The 18,475-nt window shown below is 62.5% G+C and carries 12 protein-coding genes; 6 read left to right on the top strand and 6 right to left on the bottom strand.

Annotated features, from left to right (window positions below):
• Positions 1 to 186 precede the first annotated feature (186 nt).
• The gene (gene tcuC / locus HA46_RS07345; RefSeq protein WP_084883357.1) at positions 187 to 1,506 is read left to right on the top strand and encodes an MFS transporter; all 1,320 of its coding nucleotides are present in this window, start codon (positions 187 to 189) and stop codon (positions 1,504 to 1,506) included.
• On the opposite strand, the gene HA46_RS07340 is transcribed toward tcuC, so the two are convergent.
• From HA46_RS07340 to HA46_RS07320, 5 genes are read right to left on the bottom strand one after another with little or no spacing between them, the layout of a single operon-like run.
• Positions 1,503 to 2,480, bottom strand: coding sequence for a Csu type fimbrial protein (locus HA46_RS07340; protein ID WP_084883354.1), 978 nt, complete (start codon positions 2,478 to 2,480; stop codon positions 1,503 to 1,505). The two genes, tcuC and HA46_RS07340, sit on opposite strands and share 4 nt — an antisense overlap.
• The gene (locus HA46_RS07335) at positions 2,477 to 4,927 is read right to left on the bottom strand and encodes a fimbria/pilus outer membrane usher protein (protein WP_084883351.1); all 2,451 of its coding nucleotides are present in this window, start codon (positions 4,925 to 4,927) and stop codon (positions 2,477 to 2,479) included. Before HA46_RS07335 ends, HA46_RS07340 begins: the two co-directional genes overlap by 4 nt.
• Positions 4,928 to 5,617, bottom strand: a complete 690-nt coding sequence (locus tag HA46_RS07330; RefSeq protein WP_208857404.1) for a fimbrial biogenesis chaperone — start codon at positions 5,615 to 5,617, stop codon at positions 4,928 to 4,930.
• 24 nt (positions 5,618 to 5,641) lie between these two features.
• Complete coding sequence (locus HA46_RS07325; RefSeq protein WP_244269295.1) at positions 5,642 to 6,130, bottom strand: Csu type fimbrial protein; 489 nt, start codon at positions 6,128 to 6,130, stop codon at positions 5,642 to 5,644.
• Positions 6,131 to 6,179: 49 nt separating this feature from the next.
• Positions 6,180 to 6,749: a spore coat protein U domain-containing protein gene (locus tag HA46_RS07320; protein WP_033792204.1), complete on the bottom strand. Its 570-nt coding sequence runs from the start codon at positions 6,747 to 6,749 to the stop codon at positions 6,180 to 6,182.
• Between the two features lie 536 nt (positions 6,750 to 7,285).
• On the opposite strand from HA46_RS07320, the gene HA46_RS07315 reads away from it, so the two are divergent.
• The 5 genes from HA46_RS07315 to HA46_RS07295 all read left to right on the top strand — a co-directional run bounded on the left by HA46_RS07315 (position 7,286) and on the right by HA46_RS07295 (position 17,348).
• The gene (locus tag HA46_RS07315; RefSeq protein WP_084883346.1) at positions 7,286 to 9,331 is read left to right on the top strand and encodes a putative bifunctional diguanylate cyclase/phosphodiesterase; all 2,046 of its coding nucleotides are present in this window, start codon (positions 7,286 to 7,288) and stop codon (positions 9,329 to 9,331) included.
• Between the two features lie 155 nt (positions 9,332 to 9,486).
• Positions 9,487 to 11,610 (top strand): putative bifunctional diguanylate cyclase/phosphodiesterase, encoded by a 2,124-nt coding sequence (locus HA46_RS07310; RefSeq protein WP_051563649.1) that lies wholly within the window; start codon positions 9,487 to 9,489, stop codon positions 11,608 to 11,610.
• A gap of 148 nt (positions 11,611 to 11,758) precedes the next feature.
• Positions 11,759 to 12,364, top strand: a complete 606-nt coding sequence (locus HA46_RS07305) for a cupin domain-containing protein (protein ID WP_033792202.1) — start codon at positions 11,759 to 11,761, stop codon at positions 12,362 to 12,364.
• Positions 12,365 to 12,438: 74 nt separating this feature from the next.
• Positions 12,439 to 14,163, top strand: a complete 1,725-nt coding sequence (olsF, locus tag HA46_RS07300; protein WP_084883343.1) for a bifunctional ornithine lipid synthase OlsF — start codon at positions 12,439 to 12,441, stop codon at positions 14,161 to 14,163.
• Between the two features lie 323 nt (positions 14,164 to 14,486).
• A complete protein-coding gene (locus HA46_RS07295) occupies positions 14,487 to 17,348 on the top strand; it encodes an EAL domain-containing protein (protein ID WP_084883341.1) in 2,862 nt (953 codons plus the stop codon).
• Here HA46_RS07295 and HA46_RS07290 read toward each other — a convergent pair.
• On the bottom strand, positions 17,345 to 18,409 hold the full coding sequence (locus tag HA46_RS07290) for a LacI family DNA-binding transcriptional regulator (RefSeq protein ID WP_033792198.1): 1,065 nt from the start codon (positions 18,407 to 18,409) through the stop codon (positions 17,345 to 17,347). The two genes, HA46_RS07295 and HA46_RS07290, sit on opposite strands and share 4 nt — an antisense overlap.
• Positions 18,410 to 18,475: the final 66 nt, after the last annotated feature.

Below are 18,475 nucleotides of genomic sequence, written 5' to 3'. Positions count from 1 at the left end.
CATACCTGCCTACCTGAGAGCAGAGTCAGCCAGCGTAAATGCGTGCAAAGGTGAATTATGCTGCATAATTGCCAGGTTAACTGTTTGTTACTTTAAGTTTCAGTATTGTAAAGTGAAATGGTGAGGCGCGTCACGTTAATCGCGACTCTGTCAGGCTAAAACGGAGAAAAAACGCAGGAAGCCACTATGAGTCACACTCCATCTTTACAAAAGCCTCAGGGCAGCGCCCGAACCATCTTTAACGTTACCAGCGGTAACTTCCTTGAAATGTATGACTTTATGGTGTTTGGCTATTACGCCACCGCCATTGCGAAAACCTTCTTTCCCGGCGACGATCCATTCGCGTCGCTAATGCTGACCCTGATGACCTTTGGCGCCGGGTTCCTGATGCGGCCGTTAGGGGCGATCGTGCTTGGCGCCTATATCGACCAGTATGGCCGCCGCAAGGGGCTGCTGCTGACGTTAGGGCTGATGGCGATCGGCACGCTCACTATCGCGCTGGTGCCGGGCTACGCCACGCTGGGCGCCGCCGCGCCGATTCTGATCCTGCTTGGCCGCCTGCTGCAGGGCTTCTCCGCCGGCGTCGAGCTGGGCGGCGTCTCAGTCTATCTGGCCGAGGTGGCGCCAAAAGGGCGCAAAGGCTTTTTCGTTAGCTGGCAGTCGGGCAGCCAGCAGATTGCGGTCATCTTCGCCGCGCTGCTCGGCCTGCTGCTCAATCATCTGCTGGCGAAAGAGGCGGTGACGGAGTGGGGCTGGCGTATTCCCTTCGTCGTTGGCTGTATGATCGTGCCCTTTCTGTTCTGGGTGCGCCGCATGCTGGAAGAGACCGAAGCCTTCAGCCAGCGCAAACAGCATCCGACCATGCGGCAGATTATGCATTCGCTGGCGAGCAACTGGGCGCTGGTGCTGGCAGGCATGCTGATGGTGGTCACCACCACCGTGATGTTCTATATGATCACCGCCTTTACGCCCACCTTCGGCAAAACCGTGCTGATGATGAGCGATAAAGAGAGCTTTCTGGTGACGCTGTGCGTCGGCCTCTCCAACCTGATCTGGCTGCCGCTGATGGGCGCGCTGTCGGATCGTATCGGCCGCCGCCCGCTATTGATTACCTTTACGCTGCTGATGATTTTCACTACCTGGCCGGTGCTGCACTGGCTGGTGGGCTCGCCGACCTTCGCCCATCTGATGGAAGCGGAGCTCTGGCTCTCTTTCCTCTATGCCAGCTATAACGGCGCGATGGTGGTCTATCTGGCGGAAATCATGCCTGCCGAAGTGCGCGCCTCAGGCTTTTCGCTTGCCTATAGCCTGGCGACCGCCTTATTCGGCGGCTTTACGCCCGCCATCTCCAGCTATCTGATCCACGCCACCGGCGATAAGGCGATGCCCGGCGTCTGGCTCACCTTCGCCGCCGTTTGCGGCCTGATCGGCACGCTGCTGATTGGCCGCATGGTCAGGCAGTACCGTGCGCGCCACAGCGGCGCGACCGCCGGCGCCTCCATCTAAAACGACAGGTCCACCACCACGCTGTCCGTGTAGTTCCCCGCGGGCGGCGTGTTCTGCGTGGTGAGGATGCGCGCGGTATAGCTGTAGCCGCGCGTCAGCCCGTCCGTGCTGACGCTGGTGGAGCTGGCGCTGCTGTAGCGCTCGGTGCCGCTCGGCCCCCAGCGGTTGCTGCTGGTTCCCTTGTAAATCTCGTAGCTTAACCGGTTAGCGCCGCTCGCCATCTGACGCTGCGTGCCGTTGACGTAGCTGCCGTTGCTTAATCCCACCGTGTAGGTGCTGCCTTTGCTGCACACCACGTTGATCGTCTGCGACACGGCGGAGAAGCTGCCGACCAGCGGCGCGCTGCCGAAGCTGATATTGGGCGCGGTAATGGTGGTGCAGTCGTTGGTGACCACCATGGTGACGCTAATGGGAATCACGCCGCTGCCGGTCTGCGGCGACAGGCAAAGGTTACCGACGCCGACGCTGGTGCAGATGTTATAGGTCACCGCCAGGTTCAGCGTGGTGGTATAGGTGCCGGCGGCCACCGTCTGGCCCGGCACGCTGCGCAGATAGACCGGAATGGCGAAGTTGAGGCTGCCTAACAGGCCGGCGAGATTGACCAGTACCGACTGGCTGATGACGTAGGCGGCGGCGCCGATGGTCAGTTCGGTGGCGCAGGCGCTGTCGATGCAGAGCTGCACCGGAATATTATCGGTGCCGGCATCGCCGCTGCGCTTGAGCGTGCCGCGCGTGCCGCTGACGTTGGTGGCGCCGGTCAGCTGAAAGGTGATCTGGTTATTGCCGAGCAGCGAGAGCGCGGAGCCGGACCCGCAGTTAACGTTGGCATTGGTCGAGGTCGCCTGCGCCGTGCTGTTGACCACGAAGGTCGTCACCGAACCGAAGCTGGCGGTGGAGGCGGGCAGGGCGCAGGCGGCGCGCGCGAGCGTCGGGAAAAGCGCCATCAGCGCCAGCAGCAGCAGGATTTTTTTCATGGAATAATCCCCGAGGTGGAGTTATCGAGACTGGGCGTCGGCGCGCCCGCCGGGCGCGGCGGCAGCGGACAGGTGATGGGGCCATAGGTTTTCAGCGCCTGCGGCTGGCCGCTGGCGATGTTCAGCTCGGCGTTGCAGGTACGTCCGTCCGGCGTAGCGACGCGCATCGGGTTGCGGGCGCGCAGGTTTTCCAGCCAGGCGATGCCGTCCCAGCCGACATATTCGGTCGCCTGACCTTCGCGCAGCACCTGGCTGGAAACCGGCAGCGGCTGGCCGTCGGCATCCTGCAGGATCACGCTGGCGGCGCGCAGCTTCTCTACCGGAAAGTGCAGCAGATAGCCGCTCTGACGTTTCACCGCGAAGCGCTGTTCGACGCTGGGCGTCGTCATATCGGCGGGCAAATCGAGCGTGTCGATATCGTACTTCGCAGGATAGTAGCTGCTGATCGACGGCACCAGCAGATAGCCGTTGCGGTCGGTGCGCCCCATCGACTGGTTTTCATAGCGCACGTTGACGTCGGGATAGCTGGTTTTCACCACCACGAAGGCGTCGTTGATGGCGTTGGCGGCGAAGGTCTGATTGTCCATCAGCACCAGCGAACCGGTGAGATCCGCCCACTGGGTGTTGTAGTCGTCGTCGCCGTAGAAGCCCGCCGAGGTGTCGATTTTGTTATTGCGCCAGCGCAGGCTTCCCTGGCGGTAGTCGCCGCTGTTGCCGCCCTGATTAGCCCAGGAGGCGTCCCAGGCGAAGCCGCCGTCGCTCGGCATCGAGCGTGACAGGTAGAGCCGCTGATTATTCTCGCCCTGCTGGTCGCGCTCCATGCTGACCGAGGCGCTGCCGTGCTCGCCAAACGGGATCACCAGCGAGATCGCGCCGCTCCATGCGCCCTGCTGCCGATCGCGGCTGGCGGAAACGTAGAGGCTGGAATTGCCCCACAGGGTTTTGCTCCAGGAGAGGTTGAGCAGCCGCGTGTGCTGGCCGTCGCCGCCGCTGATATCGATATAAGCGGCGCCGAGGCTGCCGTACTGGCTCAGCGACAGGCTGGCGTTGTACTGGGCGCTGCGGCGCGCCAGGCTATAGGTAGTATTGCTGGTGTCGCTGTTGCCGGTGCGGCTGCTGAGCAGCGCGAGGTTGCCGAAGTCGCGGCTGCGCAGAATATGCTGCGTGCCGATGCTGAACCAGCTGTTGTTGTACTGGTAGCCCCAGCTGTACTGCGTGCCGCCCGCGCCGCTCATCTGGCTTTGCGCCGCCGCGCCGTTTAGCACGCCGAGGCTGCCGACGCGAAACATTGCGCCGGCGCCGCCCATCGCCAGGCTGTCGCTGCCTTCGGCGTGGGTTTCCAGCGTCAGCCAGTCGGTGGCACCGTAGCGCAGCGAGCCGCTCGCCGCCGCCTCGCCGTAATCGACGTTGCGGACGCCATAGTTGTCGCGAAACGCGCCGGCGGAAAAAGAGTAGTCGCTCAGGCCCGCTTTCAGCAGCGTGCTGGAAACATAGAAGGGCAGCGTCGTCGTGACCTGACGTCCCACCGCGTCGGTGGTGGTGATCACCGCATCGCCCGCGCCGTTGACGAAAGGAACGTTGGTCAGCGACCAGGGGCCCGGCTGCACGTTCGCCTGGCTGGATCGATAGCCGTTGATAAAGAGATCGACGGTGGAAGGCACCGCCGCCTGGCCGGAGAAGGCGGGCAGCGGATAGGTCACCAGATCGGGCCGCACGCTAAAATCGCGGCCGACCTGTATCCCGCCGAGACGCACGCTGTTGCTCCAGCTCAGCGCGTCGGTGGTGAGATCGCCGACGCGCCAGCTGACCGCGTTGTTCTCATCCTCGTTGCTCCACCAGGTGTCGTAGCGGATATAGCCGTCGTCCTGCGCGGGCGCGCGGCCCTCGATCTGCTGCTGCCAGACGCCGTTGCTGGAAAACTGGCCGGCGGAACCGAAGAGGCGCAGCTCGTTCCAGGCGGAAAGTCGGGTGCCCGCGTTGGTGGTGCGCGTGGCGTAGAGGTCGTAATTGAACAGCGCGCCGGTGGTGGCGCGTCCGGGATAGCGCGGCCCCTTCTGCGCCTCGCCGATCACCTGGCCGGGAAGCCAGGCGGGCGGCACCGTCAGCAGCAGCCGCTGCCGCCGATCGTCGTAATCCGCTTTGACGTCGGGCCACTGGCTGACGTCGACCTGCTGCGGGTCGGGCAATTTCTCCGAGGGAATGCCGACGCGCTGCAAATCGCCGGCACGTACCAGCAGGCGGCCGTCGCGCCGCTCTACCGGCACGATAGCGCCGCTTTCGCGCTGGTTGATCACCAGCTCCAGCATATAGCGCTGGCGATCGCTGCTGCTCTCCTGCGACGGCGGCGGCGGCAGAGACGAAAAGGTCTCTGCCAGCGCGGCGGCCGGCGTCAGACAGGCGCAGACGCTGGCCACCGCCAGCGCGCAGGGGTGAAGTGCGCGCGGCATTTAGCGGCTGGGCGCGCTGCGCCACGCGCCGGCGTTGGTGTCTGCCGCGATCTGGCCGCTAAGGGTCGTTTTCAGCGGCCAGCGGTTTTCGCTGCGCGCCAGCACGTAGCCGAACAGGCCGTCTCCCAGCTTGCGCCCGCCTACGGTGACGTTGCTGAGGCGCGCATGGCCGCTGCCGCGATTGGCGATCAGCAGCCAGGATCGACCGCCTTCGCTTACCTGCCGCCAGCTCAGATCCGGCTTCGCCCCGTCGCGCGTCAGCCCGTCGCCGTAGACGAACAGCGGCACCGAGTAGCGCATCTGAAAATTCAGGCCCGCCTGGTTTTCGCCCGGCGTGCGCGGCGTCGGGATCTCATCAAGCACCACGCGGTACGCCAGCTCCTGGCCCGCGCCGGGCGGCGTCTGCTTAATCAGGCGCACCAGCTGTTTTTTCCCCGGCTCGATGCGCACCAGCGGCGGGCTGGCGACGACGCTCTGCTGCGTGGCGTACTGCTCTTTGCCGCCCACCTGCTGCCAGCTGAAGATACGCACCTGCATCAGCGTGGTGACGCTGCCGCGATTTTCCAGCCACAGCTCGCTCGCTTTCTCCTCTGGATTGATGGCGGGATCGATTGGCCAGATCATCAGCGAGTTTGCCGCCTGGGCGCTGGCCGCCAGCAGGGAAACAAAGAACAACAGGGCGCGCATCATCAACTTTCTCCTTTAAGCATGCGGCTACCAGCTCAGCGTCACGGTCAGCGTGTCGGTGTAGACGCCGGCGCGCGTCGGGCCGGGCAGTTTCAGCAGGCCATAAATCGGCAACGTAATGTTATTGGCATTGCTGTAGCTCAGCGCGACGGCGCTGTTCACCGGGATCGCGGTGGTATGGCTGGCGTTGGTGTAGAGGGCGTAGGGCACAGTATTGGTATTGCTGGTGTGCTTCAGGTTGCGCGTCGTGGTGTAGTTGCTGCCGCCGCTGATGCTCATGCTCAGCGTCGTGCCGGGGGTGCAGGCGAGCGTAATAGCGGTGCTCTGCACAAAACTGGCGCTGACGCTGTTGCTGGCGACGCCCGACTGCGAGCCGAAATCAAGCGTGCCGAAGACGCCGGTATTGGTACCGGAGACGACGCAGCCCGCCACGATGGAAGCCGAGACTTGAAACGTGCTGGTGGGCAGGCTCCAGGCGCTAAGACTTCCTGTCAGCAGGGGCAGCGCACAGATCAGCCTGCGCAAAGCGCGCGGCGCAGCCACCCGGATGCTCCTGACCGTGCGATCAGTAATTCACGGCAACGTTAATGGTGTCGGTATAGGTGCCTGCCGGAATCAGCGGGTTAAAGCCGCCGCCCACGACGCGGCCGTAGATGGCGTAGTTGGTGCCCAGCGTCGGATCGGTGGTGCCGCTGGCGGCGATATTGGTGTTGTTGGCGATAGCGGTGGTAAAGGCCGCGTCGCTGTAGAGGGTATAGGCGATCCCCTGGGTGTTGTTGGAGCCCAGGATCAGGTAGCGCGGCTGGCCGGAAACGGTGCCGAAGATGGTGGCGGGCGCCGCGTTGCTGCTGGTGACCTGCACGTTGTAGGTCTGGCCGGTGGTGCAGCGCACGTAGATGCCGTTGCCGGACGCGCCGACCAGCGTGGCGTTGAGGGTATCGAAGGTCGCCGCGCTGCTGCCGAAGTTCAAGGTACCGAAGTTAACGCCGGTTGTGGCGGACTGGCCGTTCACCAGGCAGCCGGTGGTCAGCGTCAGGGTGGCATTAATCGTCCCTGTCGTCGTCGCCGCGAAAGTCACAGCAGGGAGGGCCGAGGTCAGGCCTGCAGCGGCAAACAGAAATAGCTTGAATTTCATAATTAATCCTTACCGATTATTCAGAGTCAGTTCTTGTTGGCCCGGTGATTAATTATCAAATCAAACAAAGTCTGGCGGCGGTTGCCCGCGTAACGCCGAAAATAGCGCCTCATCCTGAGGATAATATTAGTTTTGAGCTAAGGGATTTTTATAAATTTTACTTAATATAGAACAGCGTGCAAGCGCCGGTGAAGCGATACCGCAAATTTTCCTTAATCAATCGGCATTTCAGACTGATAAGCCTGTAATACCAATACCTTGTGTTGAAGAAAAAAAAGCAAAGCGCGGGGTATTTTGCCCTCTACCGCCGCCTCGTGAACAGTGATATGTTCATACATTAATCAGGTCCAGTTACCCTTTTAGTTATCATGCCAGGAAAAGTCTTAATCATGTCCTGCCCGCACCGGGACAGCGCTAAACGATCCTGAAAATAATAAACTGCACGGCCGATCGCTTTTTTATCCGACTGTTTTTTTTGAAGTCTTTTTTGATTACAACACAGCGCCTGCCCACAGGCGGGCTGTGGGGAGTTGCAGATGCTGTTGGTCACCTGGGATTGCGCTCTGGTCGGCGTTTCGCTGATCGTCGCTTTTATTGCCGCCTTCACCGCGCTGGACACGGCGGGGCGCGTCGCAGTGTCGCACGGCTGGATGGCGCGGATATGGCTGATGGCCGGCGGCATGGCGATGGGCATCGGCATCTGGGCGATGCACTTTATCGGCATGCTGGCGATGATGATGCCGATGCGCTACGACATGAGCCTGACGTTGCTGTCGCTGCTGGCGGCCTGCGCCGCCTGTATGCTGGCGTTCGCGCAGACCCAGCACGGGCGTTTTAGCCGCCGACGCTGGCTGGCGGGCAGCGCCATGCTCGGCAGCGGCATTGTGGCGATGCACTATACCGGCATGCTTGCGCTGCTGATCTCGCCCGCGCCGCACTGGCGCTTTTCGCTGGTGGCGCTCTCTGTCGCCATCGCCTACCTCGCCTCCGCCGCCGCGCTCTGGCTGGCGTTCTATCTGCGCCAGGGCGAAAAATATCTGCTGCCCATGCGCGCGCTCGGCGCGCTGGTGATGGGCGTCGCCATTGCCGGCATGCACTACACCGGCATGGCGGCGGCGCAGTTCAGCCGCCACAGCATGCCGCTGGCGCAGGGCGTCAGCGGCCAGGGACTGGCGGTGTGGGTCGCGCTCGGCACGCTCTCTATTCTCGGCTTTACGCTGCTCGCTTCAATGCTGGACGCCCAGCTGCGCGCCGCGCGTCTGGCGCAGCGCCTGAATCAGGCGAATCAGGAGCTGCATCAGCTGGCGATGCACGACAATCTCACCGCGCTGCCTAATCGCGTGATGCTGGAGCAGCGGCTCGACATCGCACTCAGCCAGACAACGCGCGATATGCCGGGCTTTACCCTGATGTATATGGATCTCGACGGCTTCAAGGCGGTCAACGATACCTGGGGGCACTACGTCGGCGATCGCCTGCTGATAGCGGTTGCCGACCGCCTGCGCCGCCAGCTCCGCGACGACAGCATATTGCTGGTGCGCCTCGGCGGCGATGAGTTTGTGCTGCTGGCGCAGGGCAACGAGAGCCGGCAGGCGGCGGCGCTGGCGCAGCGGCTGGTCAATACGATAGACGAGCCGTTCGAGCTGGATCGCTACCTGCTGCGCGTCTCGCTCAGCGTCGGCGTCGCGCTCTATCCGCAGCACGGCCGCAGCAAGCAGGAGCTGATGTTCAACGCCGATTCGGCGATGTACCACACCAAGCACAGCGGGCGTAACGGCTACTGCCTGTTCGAGCCGGCGATGAGCGCCAGCGCGCAGCATCAGCTGGCGCTGGCCAACGACCTGTGGCAGGCGCTGGAGCGTCAGGAGATGCAGCTGTTCTACCAGCCGAAGTTCCGCTCCAGCAGCAGCGAACTGATCGGCTTCGAAGCGCTGCTGCGCTGGCAGCACCCGACGCGCGGTCTGCTGATGCCCGATATTTTTCTGCCGCGCGCCGAAAAGACCGGGCAGATTGTCGCGCTGGGCAACTGGGTGATTAACGAAGCCTGCCGCCAGCTCAAACAGTGGCACCGCGACGGGCATCCGCACTGGACGGTCTCTGTTAACCTCTCGGCCCTGCAGTTTCACCAGCGCGATCTGCTGGAGACGGTGCGTCAGGCGCTGCTGCGCCATCAGCTGCCCGGCAGCGCGCTGACGCTGGAGATCACGGAGAACATCGCGATGCGCGATCCGCAGTTCAGCCAGCAGCGCATCAGCGAGCTGCAAAAAATCGAGGTCAGGGTGGCGATCGATAATTTCGGCATCGGCTACGCTAACCTGCTGCACCTGAAACACCTCGAGGCCAGCGAGCTGAAGATCGACCGCAGCTTTATCAATAGCCTGCGCGCCGACACCCAGGACGCCACCGTGGTGAGCGCGATGCTGGCGCTGGCACAGACGCTTAACCTGCATATGGTGGCGGAAGGCGTCGAAACCGAAGAGCAGCAGACGCTGCTGACCCGGCTGGGCTTCGACGCTTTGCAGGGCTATCTGCTGGGCAAACCGACGCCGGCCGATCGCATCGCCGACTTCGCCACCGTCTGACGATAGATTTTAACGCTCACAGGCATCGGAAGCTTTCATCGTGGCAGGCTAATTACCCCCGGCTTTTTGCCGATAACCTGAGCAGATAATTCATCCTTGTGACTTTTTCATTACAACACCATGGCTGCGATTTTGCGCTTTAACGGGACTTCACTATGTTAGTGACCTCATACGATTCGTTTACCGTCATCGTTTCCATTCTCGTTGCGATGCTGGCGTCCTTTACCGCGCTGGATATGGCGGGCCGCGTCGCCACCTCGACAGGAAAAGTCGCGCTGATATGGCTGTTCGGCGGCGGCTTCGCCATGGGCGTCGGCATCTGGGCGATGCACTTTATCGGTATGCTGTCGATGACCATGGAGATGGTGATGAGCTACGACGCGTCGCTCACCGGCGTCTCGATGGTGATTGCCGTTGTCGCCTCGATCTTCGCGCTCTGGCTGGTCTGTCAGGGCGAGTTGCCGCTGAAAAAACTGCTGGGCGGCGCGCTGGTGCTGGGCAGCGGCGTGGTGGCGATGCACTACACCGGCATGGCGGCGCTGATGTTCTCGCCCGGGATCAGCTGGAACTGGGGCTGGATTGCGCTCTCGGTAGTGATTGCGCTGGTGGCGTCGTGCGCGGCGCTGTGGCTGGCGTTCAACCTGCGCGACGGCACCACCGGCCGCACGACGCTGCTGCGCGTCGGCGCCTCGGTGGTAATGGGGTGCGCTATCGCGGGCATGCACTACACCGGCATGGCGGCGGCCAGCTTTCCGGCGCACAGCCACGCCGGCAACATGGGCGTCAACAGCAACTGGCTGGCGATTCTGGTGACGGTGGTAACGCTGGCGATCCTCGGGATTACGCTGCTGGTGTCGATGCTCGACGCGCGCATGCAGGCGCGCACCGCGATTCTGGCGCGTTCGCTGGCGGAGGCGAACCGCGAACTGGCGCAGCTGGCGCTGCACGACAACCTGACGCGCCTGCCGAACCGCATTCTGCTGGAGGATCGTCTGGAGCAGGCGATCAATAAAGCCAACCGCGAACGCACCCAGTTTGCGCTGATGTTTATGGATCTCGACGGCTTCAAAGCGGTCAACGACGCCTTTGGCCACCACGTCGGCGACAACCTGCTGATCGCCGTCACCGAGCGCATGAGCGATCAGATGAAGGGCTACTACACCCTGGCGCGCATGGGCGGCGATGAGTTCGTGCTGCTCATTGAGATCAACGATCCCAACGACGCCGCGACGGTGGCGGACACGCTGGTGAAGGCTATCGAGCGTCCGTTTGAGATCTCCCGCTACGAGCTGATGGTGTCGCTGAGCATCGGCATCGCCGTCTATCCAGGCGACGGCAACGACGAGCGCGAGCTGATGTTCAACGCCGACGCCGCCATGTACCACACCAAAAACAACGGCCGCAACGGGCATAACTTCTTCCAGCCCTCGATGAATACCCTGGCGCAGAGCCAGCTGCAGCTCAACAACGATCTGTGGCACGCCCAGGAAAATCAGGAGCTGCGTCTGTTTTACCAGCCGAAATATTGCGCGCCGCGCGGTCCGATTATCGGCTTCGAAGCGCTGCTGCGCTGGCAGCATCCGACGCGCGGCCTGCTGACGCCCGATATCTTCCTGCCGCTGGCGGAGAAGACCGGCATGATCGTCAGTATCGGCAGCTGGGTGATCAACGAGGCCTGCCGACAGCTGCATGAGTGGCGTCAGCAGGGGCATACCCACTGGTCGGTGGCGGTCAACCTGTCGGCGCTGCAGTTTGAGCAGAGCAATCTGGTGGAGACGGTGACCGAGGCGCTGGCGGCGCATGCTATTCCCCCCGAGCTGCTGACGCTGGAAGTGACGGAAACCACCGCGATGCGCGATCCGGACGAGAGCGTGCGCATCCTGACCGAACTAACGCGGCTGGGCGTTAAGGCGTCGATAGATGACTTCGGCACCGGCTATTCGAGCCTGCTCTATCTCAAGCGCCTGCCGGCCAGCGAACTCAAGATCGACCGGGCGTTCGTTAACGAGCTGCAGCACCACACCGAAGACGCCACCATCGTTTCCGCTATCGTCGCGCTGGCGCAGTCGCTGGATCTCAAAGTGGTGGCGGAAGGAGTGGAAACCGCCGAACAGCAGGCTTTTTTAACCGGCTTAGGCTGCAATACCCTGCAGGGGTATCTGCTGGGCAAGCCCGTACCGCCGGAAAAGGTCGAGGATCTGCCCAATTTCGCGTCGGAGCCGGAGCAGAAAACAGGCGTTCTGCCGTCGTCTGCGCTCTGCGCGGCATTGCCGGGGTAAGCTGACCGCACAAAGTAGCAGAATTGTTGCTTCGTTATTTGTGTTTGGTTAGCAAAATCATGCTTTTATGGCGGATCTGCTGGCGGGCGCACATTGCAACAACCATCAGGTTTGCCACAATGAGCGGAAAGCTACCCGGAGAACCTGTATGACTGCCTCTTCTTCCAGTCTGATGTTGCTGATGTCCTTCGCGGCGGGCACCTTTGCCGCCGGTTCGTCAAATAATCCGCAGCATCTGATGCTCGCCAGCCCGTCGGGCGGCGTGCCAAACAATCCTCTGCCGCTGATTATCTGGCCGCGCGTAGCGCTGGATGAGGCGCAGGAGGAGGAGCCCGATCTCGCCGGCTGGTTCGAGCGGACCTTTGCGCGCAACGGCTGGCCGCCCTCATGGCGTTACGACATTTTTCCCTATACCCATTACCATCCCAATACGCATGAGCTGCTGGGCGTGGCGGAGGGCTGGGCGGAAGTGCTGTTCGGCGGCGACACCGGCCGCATGGTGACGCTGCGCGCGGGCGACGCGGTGCTGATCCCGGCGGGCGTCGGCCATAAGCAGGTCTATGCCAGCGAGGACTTTATGGTGGTCGGCGCGTACCCGGAGGGTTTTGCGCCGGAAACCAGCCGCGACGAGCCGGCAAAACTGCACGCGGCGGAGCAGCAGGTGAAGCGAGTGCCGCTGCCGACGCGCGATCCCTTTACCGGCAAAGAAGGGGCGGTGACCGAGATCTGGACGCCGATCGCCGACCATTTCTGACCTGCGCCGCGTCATAAATTTGAAAACATCTCCGCTTATTTTTGGCGTCATCATCGTCGAAAAAAAGGCGCGTTATGTTCTCTGTCGATCAGGTTGTCGAGCGCTTCTGGCCGCAGGCTCAGCCTGCCGGCTGGCAGCGTCGCGTGCTGCGCTGGGCGCTGCATGAAGAGGAGTTTCAGCGCTTCGCCGCGCGCTATCCGCACCTGAAAGGGCTGGATATGGTCGAGCAGATGCTGGAGCATCTCGACGTGCGCTGCGAGCTGAGCGAGCGCGATCTGGAGCAGATCCCGTCGCGCGGGCCGGTGGTGATCGTCGCCAACCATCCGCTTGGCGCCCTCGACGGACTGGCGCTGCTGGCGGCGGTGGCGCAGGTGCGGCGCGATGTGAAAATCGTCGCCAACCGCATGCTGATGATGCTGGAGCCGCTCAGCATGCTGATGCTGCCGGTGGACAACATGGGCAACCGCACCAGCCGCGACCAGCTTCAGCGTATGCAGCAGCACCTCAACAACGACGGGGTGCTGATTATTTTCCCGGCGGGCGAAGTGTCGCGCCTCGGCAGCCGCGGCGTGCGCGACGGTCGCTGGCATCACGCCTTTCTACGCCTGGCGGCGCGTGCCCGCGCGCCGCTGGTGCCGGTCTTTGTCGACGGGCGCAACAGCGGCCTGTTCTACGCGGCGGCTAAAATCGCCCAGCCGCTGGCGCTGCTGATGCTGGTGCGCGAGATGTTCCGCCAGCGCGGCTCGCGCATCAAGCTGCATATCGGCGCGCAGATCCCCTTTGCGCACTGGCATGACGGCCATACGCCGGGCAAAGCGCTGGCGAAGCGGCTGCGCAAGCACCTTTATCGCATCGGCCAGCAGCGTCCCGGCCTGTTCCAGACTGAAAAAGCGATCGCCCGCGCCGAAGATCGCGGCGAGCTGAAGCGCGCGCTGCGCGAGAGCGAGCATCTCGGCACCACCGGCGACGGCAAGCAGATCTATCTGTGGCGGCGCAACGGCGCCACCTGGGTGCCGCTGCTGCGCGAGCTGGGAAGGCTGCGTGAAATCGCCTTTCGCGCGGTGGGCGAGGGTAGCGGCCGCCGCCGCGATCTGGATAATTACGACGACGACTATTATCACCTGATCCTGTGGGACGACGCGCAGCTGGAGATCGTCGGCGCCTACCGTTTTATTCCCGGCGACGAGCAGCTCGCGAGGCGTGGGCTGGCGGGCTTCTACAGCCATAGCCTGTTCCACTACGACGAGCGCATGATGCCGATTTTGCAGCAGAGCATCGAGCTGGGGCGCAGCTTTATTCAGCCTGCCTACTGGGGCAAGCGCGGGCTCGACTATCTCTGGCTTGGCATCGGCGCGTATCTGGCGCGTTATCCGCAGACGCGCTACCTGTTCGGCCCGGTCTCTATCTCCGGCGGCCTGCCGCTGGCGGCGCGCGATCTGCTGGTGGCCTTCTATCGTCTCTATTTTCCCACCGAACTGCCGCTGGCAACGTCGCGCCAGCCTTATCCCGCGTCGCTGCCGGACGTGCTGGCGCAGTTCAGCGGCGGCGACTATCAGGCGGATCTGCGCAGGCTCAAGCAGCTGCTGAGCAACCTTGGCTGCGCCATCCCGCCGCTCTATAAGCAGTATTCCGAGCTGTGCGAGCCCGGCGGCGTGCAGTTTATCGATTTTGGCAGCGATCCCGACTTCAATCACTGCATCGACGGGCTGGTGCTGGTGGATCTTACGCGGCTAAAAGCGTCGCGCTACGACCGCTATATTGCAGTGCATCAGCAAGCGTCGCAGAAAGCGTCAGGCTAAATCAGGCGCCGCTGGCGTGCGCCTTACGCCTCATCGCCTGCAGCGCGCTGCACGGCGCGGTTAAGCCCGGCGTTTCGCGCTGGGCTTTGCGTGCATTTTGATAGTGATCTGCTTATCCTTCACCGCCAAATTCCCCGAATTAACATAAGCGCATTTACAGTTGAACATTTTCTCGTCACTGCCGATAACTCACCTACTAACTTTCGTGTTCCGCTCATTTGTACTTGTCAAAGCAGGTCGTTTCAGATGTAGTCGGGTCGTCATTAAGACCATTCTTAAATTTTCGGGGCAATTTCAGGCAGCGCAGCAACAGGCTAATAACAATGGATAAAAATGCTGATGTTATGTATCGGTTACTGGTACAGAGCGTGATCGACTACGCCATCTATATGCTAAAACCAGACGGCACGGTCGCTAACTGGAACGCTGGCGCGCAGCGGGCGAAAGGCTACACGCCGGATGAGATCGTAGGTAAGCATTTCTCGCTGTTTTACAGCGAAAGCGATCGCTTAAACGGCGTGCCGCAGCGCGGTCTGGATACCGCCGCACGCACCGGCAGCTTTGAAACCGAAGGCTGGCGCTACCGCAAAGACGGCAGCGCATTCTGGGCCCATGTGGTCATCGACGCTATCCGCGACCCGCACGGCGAGCTGATCGGTTTCGCCAAGATTACGCGCGACTGCACCGAGCAGCAGGCGCAGCAGCGCAAAGAGCGCGAGCAGGAAGCGCGCTTCCGCCTGCTGGTGGAAGGCGTTACCGACTACGCCATCTATATGCTGGATCACGACGGGCTGGTGGTGAACTGGAACGCCGGCGCGCAGCGCGCCAAAGGCTACGTGGCGGAAGAGATCGTCGGTCAGCACTTCTCCCGCTTCTACAGCGCCCAGGATCGTCAGGCGCATATCCCGGAAGAAAACCTGCAAACGGCGTTCCGCACCGGCCGTTTCGAAGACCAGGGCTGGCGCTACCGCAAAGACGGCAGCGCCTTCTGGGCGCACGTCATCATTGACGCGGTGCGTGACGACGGCGGCAAGCTGATCGGCTACGCCAAGATCACCCGTGACTGCACCGAACAGCAGGCGATGCTGCGCGCGCAGCGCGAGCAGGAGCAGCGCTTCCGGCTGCTGGTGGAAGGGGTGACCGACTACGCCATCTATATGCTGGATCTGCAGGGCTGCGTGGTGAACTGGAACGCCGGGGCGCAGCGCGCCAAAGGCTACCTTGCCGAAGAGATTGTCGGGGAACATTTCTCGGTATTCTACAGCGCGCAGGAGCGCTTGCTGGGCGCGCCGGACGCCAACCTGGCGACTGCGCTGGCGAACGGCCGCTTCGAAGATGAAGGCTGGCGTTACCGCAAAGACGGCAGCGCCTTCTGGGCGCACGTGGTGATTGACGCCATCCATAACGACGAAGGGCGGCTGATCGGCTTCGCCAAAATCACGCGCGATATCACCGAACGCCGCGAGCAGGAGCAGAAGCTGCTGCGCGCCAAAGATCTGGCGGAAGCGCAGAGCGCGAAGATGTCGGCGCTGTCGAAATTCCTCGACAATATCATCGCCAATATTCCCTCCTGCGTGGTGGTTGAAGACGCCATTACGCGCGAAATCCTGCTGGTCAACGACCGGTCGGAAAGGCTGTTCGGCGTCTCGAAAGCGCTGCTGCTCAACAAAAAGCCGCACGAATGCATGTCGGCGGAACTCAGCGACTACTTCGACAGCCTGGCGGATATCGCCCTGCGCAGCGAAGGCATCCACCAGCGCGAACAGCAGCTGCTTACCGCGAGCGGCGAACGCATCCTGCATACCCGCGCCACCACCATTCGCGGTCAGGACGCGCGCCAGAACTACATTATGCTGCTCGTCGAGGATGTCACCGACCAGCGCGCCGCCGATGCGCGCATTCACCATATGGCGCACCACGACAACCTCACCAGCCTGCCGAACCGTATTCTGTTCCGTCAGCGGCTGAGCGAGGCGCTGCGCAGCGATACCCAGAGCGGCCGACACACCGCCACGCTCTGCCTCGATCTCGACAACTTCAAGAACGTTAACGACGCGCTCGGCCACCAGATCGGCGACGAACTGCTGCGCGCGGTGGCTAAACGCCTGCGCGCCGCGCTGCGCGATCGCGACACGCTGGCGCGCATCGGCGGCGACGAGTTCGCCATTGTGCTGCCCTCTATCGGCAGCGCGGAAGAGGCGGCGCTGGTCGCTCAGAGGCTGATCGAAGCGATACGGCCGCCGGTCAATATCGAAGGCCATAACCTGAGCGTCGGCCTCAGCGTCGGCATCGCCCTGAGCGCGACCCTTACCAACACGCCGGAACAGATGCTGCGCTGCGCCGATATGGCGCTCTATGAAGCCAAACGCAACGGGCGCAACCGCTACGAGCACTTTACGCTGGAGATGGACGACATGGCGCGCAGCCGCCGTGTGATCGAGAACGATCTGCGCGAGGCGATCGGCAGCCAGCAGCTTAAGCTCTACTACCAGCCGATTACCGACGGTGAAGCGGTACAGTCGATTATCGGCTACGAGGCGCTGATGCGCTGGCACCATCCGGTGAAAGGGCTGATTATGCCGAACGACTTTATTCCCATCGCGGAAGAGAGCGGGCTGATCCATATGCTTGGCGCCTATGCGCTGTTCGAAGCCTGCCGCGAGGCGACCACTTGGGACGGCAAGCAGTCGGTGTCGGTCAACCTGTCGCCGCTGCAGTTCAAAAACAGCTCGCTGGTCTCGGTAGTGGAGGCCGCGCTGCGCGACTCCGGGCTGGAGCCGAGCCGGCTGGAGGTGGAGATCACCGAGTCGGTGCTGCTCGACGATTCGCTCGGCAATATTCGCACGCTGGAGAGCCTGAAGAAACTCGGCGTGCAAATCGCGCTGGACGACTTCGGCACCGGCTACTCGTCGCTCAGCTATCTGCGATCTTTTCCGTTCGACAAAATCAAAATCGACAAATCTTTTATTAGCGATATGGGCGACAGTCGCGAGGCGCTGGCGATTATCCGCGCCATTACCGGCATGAGCCGTAGCCTGGATATTCAGATCACCGCCGAAGGCGTGGAGAGCAGCGAACAGTTCGCGAAGCTGCGCGAAGAGGGCTGCACCCTGTTCCAGGGCTACTACTTCGGCCGTCCGCAGCCGTCGGAGCTGCGGTTGAAGGCGCTGTCCGACCCGACCTAATCGTAGAGGCCGTGCTGCTGCACCGGCGCGTGGCTGAGGTTGTCGCGGATGCGGCGCACCGACTCGCGCACCACCAGCTTGCCGTGCAGCAGCAGCGTGCCGGGCAGCGTCTGCGCGTTCAGGCGCATGCTCTGCACCATGCGCACCGCCTCCGCGCCCAGCTCGTCGCGCGGCACCTGCACGGAAGTGAGCGGAATATCGTGAATAGCGGCGAGATTAAAGCCGTCCATGCTCATCACCGAAACATCCTGCGGCACGCGCAGTCCGGCCTGCTGCAGCGCCTCCACCGCGCCGGCGGCGATATAGTCGCCGCTGGCCAGAATCGCGGTAGGGCGTTGGGCGTGCGGACAGTGCTTCAGATATTCGCTCAGCCTCTCCGCCGCCTCGATCCGGCTGAAGCTGTTGAGCGTCAACAGATGCTGGCGGCTGTCGAAGCGCAGATTCATGGCGTGCCAGGCATCGCGTACGCCCTGCAGACGCTGCTCCATGGTGTAGCGGCGCAGGCAGTGCAGCGACAAAATCTGGCGGTGCCCCTGCTCGAAAAGATAGCGGGCGGCGCTTTCGCCAATCAGCTGATGATGCGGCGAGACCGAGGAGAGCCGCATGCGGCGATCCATCGCATTGATCAACACGCAGGGCTTATCGATCTCCGCCGCGAGCTGGTGGATATGATCGTCGTCGATCCCGACCAGCAGCGCGGCGTCGGTTTGCTGCATCTTCTCCAGAAACAGCGACGTGTCGCTCTCATTCTCCTCCAGCGCGCAGTAGCGTAAACGCACCTCGTGCGGGGCGATCGCCTGGGCGATGCCCTGAATCACCTTGTAGTAAAAGATATCGCTGCGCACGTCGAACGCGCGGGGCGGCGCGAACACCATCAAATTATTCAGCAGCAGGCGGCCGCTGTGCAGGTTATCCAGCACGCCCTGCTGCTGCGCCACCGCCAGCACTTTGTCGCGCGTGCTGGCGCGGGTATTGGCTTTGCCGGCCAGCACGCGCGACACGGTGCTGATCGAGACGCCGCTCAGCGCCGCAATTTCGCTGATTTTCAGCCTTTGTTTCATTTTGTGATCGTCCTCAAATCTGCTGATGAAAAAATTTTCATTGCGTGCTGAATCGCGTCAGATAAG

This window comes from Pantoea septica (assembly GCF_002095575.1).
Taxonomy (GTDB): domain Bacteria; phylum Pseudomonadota; class Gammaproteobacteria; order Enterobacterales; family Enterobacteriaceae; genus Pantoea; species Pantoea septica.
Note: the sequence above shows the minus strand (reverse complement) of the source record. Positions and strands in the feature narration are given on the sequence as shown.